Raw genomic sequence first — 2,551 nt, forward strand, 5'->3', positions numbered from 1 at the left:
CTTACTCCTTTTTCTTTAGTTCTTCCTCGATCATTTTACGTGTGGTGTTGATAAAATCCCTGGTGTTTAGTTCATTGATCATCACATAGTCGTGATTGTGTTTATGGTGCCAGATCTGATTCTCGAATTCCATAAGATCTTTTGGGGAAATATCTATTTTAAAAGGAGACCTTTCGGTATAGGTGTCCAAATAATTATTCTTGTCAAAATCGAGTTTTTTTGTCAGTTCCCCGTTGGCCAGCGGAAAACGTTTCATTAGGAAAGGCATTAGGTTGGTGGTGTAGTTCTCCGACCTGAAAAGAATATCCTCTTCACAGTCCTCCAAAATCGTAAGCCAGTTGACGAGTTGTGCGCGTAACTTATCATTTTTTAAGATGTTTAACTTTCCCGACGTAACGATCTCCCCGGATACCCCTGTCCTTGCATCAAAGGAGTTAAAATCTAACATGCGCATTAGTAAATCATACATCTTATCCGGGGCTGCCGTTACAGAATCTGCCCTGATCATTCGGGTAAGGTCTTTACAAACCTGTGCTACTTTTTTATTGGTATTGATAGATGTGTTTAGTTGGTCTGCATTGAATTGAAATTCTTCTTTCATTGCCCTGAGTAATTCAACCTCCTGCATATTTTCAATACGTTGATCATTCCAGCTGTCGATCTGCAGGGCCAGGAGGATCCCTATCACCACCAATAAGATCTCGCCAAAGGCATATAAGAGGTACTTAGATACTTTTGAGCCAGCCGAAGCTTTAGCGGAGGTTTGGTTTTCCATCAGCAAGGCTTGTCGTATTTTTCTAAATAATTTTATCATAATTCATGGGGAATCCCCTCCTGGGTTAGGTTAGGGGTGGGTTTTATTTTCTCTATCTCTCTTTCTAATTCCTTCAGCACTATAACCAGGTTATTTTTTACATCCAGATCACTTAACCTTATTAAGCGCACCCCTAAAGACTCCAGTCGTTCTTGCCGGATTTGGTCTTTCTCTGGTTGGCCTGCAATGAAGTGGATAGCACCATCAACTTCTATGGCCAGTCTTAGATCTTTACAATAGAAATCTACGATATATTTATCAATTGGTATCTGTCTGCTAAATCGAAAACCCAACTTTTTGTTTTTGATCTCTCGCCAAAGAGCAATCTCGCCATAGGTCATATTATTGCGGAGCTTTCTGGCAAAGGCAAGCAGGTAGGGATGGTATGGGATGATCTTCCTCATGGGGTTACCCTCCCCTTTTTACCCTCCCGGGAGGGGAGAGATTTGGACGTTGTATAATGAACAGTTTTAATCATTAATCGTTAATTCCTATTTTTTATGTTTCTAATAATGCAGTAAAATTAAATTTCAATATGCTAAGAAATTTCAGCTTTATATTTTCCGGCATTTTGCCATCTTTAGTTTGGGTCTTACTGGGATCATAACATAAGTTTAACGTCGCATTTTTGTGTAAGGCGCCAAATTTTTTAGGTTGTACTCTTCAAAAAGGTATATCAATGAAACTAGTTCAGATAAAAAGAAAGACGCGATCAGAAAAACGCTACAGTAAAAAAATGGGCAAACTCACCACCAGGGTTACCTATATTAAAAAGTACGTGGCCGGGTTGCCGGTAAAAACTCTGCATACCTATAGGCAAACCTACTACGGAGAGGTAAAGAACTGCGAAGACTGTAATTTGTTCGTGTAAACAGGGAATAGGAAGCAGGTTATAAATACTATGCAGGCTGGCTCAGCCTTACAGCTGTCTAATCTGTCGCATTAGAATTTGGCATTAGGGCCGAATAACTTTTCCCCTCTACGTTTTCTATAAAAGACCACAGACCCGTATCATCGGGTAATGCTGTTCCGGGTGGAATAGAGGCGGCCTGTATCCATTTTGTTTTTTCAAGGACCACTACCCCATCTATTTTTAAGACAATACTTAGCAGTCCATCATTTACCAGGGTAGAATCATTGAGCCTTACGAATAAGCCTAAATTCTCTGTGTCTTCCGTTTTAAAACTTGAGGTCCAGGGCAATCGTACCTGATATTCATTCCCATACCCCCCACCTTGAATTCTACTAGCTGTTCCTTGCCCGTTTACCTCCCAGTTAACATTCGCTGTCTCCCCGGTATTGTCTTTGCTACAGCCAATGATGACAAGAAAAAGCGCCAAAACAATATTTTTCATATGTGTTCTATTCATACCAAACATATATATGAAACGAAATTCCTTCCAAAATATGACACACCATATGCTCATTTTCTTGCACTATAACCAGTCATTGCGCATAATTTGATTGTAACTTTCTGATTATCAATATATAAAAGGCCTGGGCAAAATTTAAACATGCATGTTAAAATGGGGAATTCACTTTGAATATTGTAATTCGAATTTATCTCTTCTGAAAGCACTAATGAATAGATTTATTAATTAAAACTTCCTGCTTTATCTTTGAACCACAAACCCAACATATGGCCTCGGGATTTTTTGCTGTTTTAGATGACGTCGCTACCCTATTAGACGATGTGGCTACCATGGGGAAGATCGCCACCAAAAAGACCGCCGGGAT

Annotated in this window: 4 protein-coding genes and 1 pseudogene; 2 read left to right on the top strand and 3 right to left on the bottom strand. The window is 39.6% G+C overall.

The features are described from left to right. Nucleotide 1 precedes the first annotated feature (1 nt). Both WBM49_RS03815 and WBM49_RS03820 read right to left on the bottom strand, forming a co-directional pair. Nucleotides 2-814, bottom strand: coding sequence for a DUF6090 family protein (locus WBM49_RS03815; RefSeq protein ID WP_424370739.1), 813 nt, complete (start codon nucleotides 812-814; stop codon nucleotides 2-4). Then, nucleotides 811-1,218: an endonuclease domain-containing protein gene (locus WBM49_RS03820; RefSeq protein WP_424370740.1), complete on the bottom strand. Its 408-nt coding sequence runs from the start codon at nucleotides 1,216-1,218 to the stop codon at nucleotides 811-813. The genes WBM49_RS03815 and WBM49_RS03820 overlap by 4 nt, the downstream gene beginning before the upstream one ends. A 275-nt stretch (nucleotides 1,219-1,493) precedes the next feature. Between WBM49_RS03820 and WBM49_RS03825 the strand changes: the two genes are divergently transcribed. Continuing rightward, nucleotides 1,494-1,685, top strand: a complete 192-nt coding sequence (locus WBM49_RS03825) for a hypothetical protein (protein WP_424370741.1) — start codon at nucleotides 1,494-1,496, stop codon at nucleotides 1,683-1,685. A 58-nt stretch (nucleotides 1,686-1,743) separates the two neighbouring features. Here the strand turns inward: WBM49_RS03825 and WBM49_RS03830 are convergent, their stop codons facing one another. Next, a complete protein-coding gene (locus WBM49_RS03830) occupies nucleotides 1,744-2,169 on the bottom strand; it encodes a hypothetical protein (protein WP_424370742.1) in 426 nt (141 codons plus the stop codon). 284 nt (nucleotides 2,170-2,453) lie between these two features. Between WBM49_RS03830 and WBM49_RS03835 the strand changes: the two are divergent. Then, nucleotides 2,454-2,551: pseudogene (locus WBM49_RS03835) on the top strand (DUF808 domain-containing protein); the annotation flags it as partial.

This window comes from Muriicola sp. (genome assembly GCF_049669965.1).
Taxonomy (GTDB): domain Bacteria; phylum Bacteroidota; class Bacteroidia; order Flavobacteriales; family Flavobacteriaceae; genus Muriicola.

Bases quoted from the DNA above. Each gene is read 5' to 3' on its own strand.
- WBM49_RS03815 (WP_424370739.1), bottom strand. From the start codon at position 814: ATGATAAAATTATTTAGAAAAATACGACAAGCCTTGCTGATGGAAAAC.
- WBM49_RS03820 (WP_424370740.1), bottom strand. From the start codon at position 1,218: ATGAGGAAGATCATCCCATACCATCCCTACCTGCTTGCCTTTGCCAGA.
- WBM49_RS03825 (WP_424370741.1), top strand. From the start codon at position 1,494: ATGAAACTAGTTCAGATAAAAAGAAAGACGCGATCAGAAAAACGCTAC.
- WBM49_RS03830 (WP_424370742.1), bottom strand. From the start codon at position 2,169: ATGAAAAATATTGTTTTGGCGCTTTTTCTTGTCATCATTGGCTGTAGC.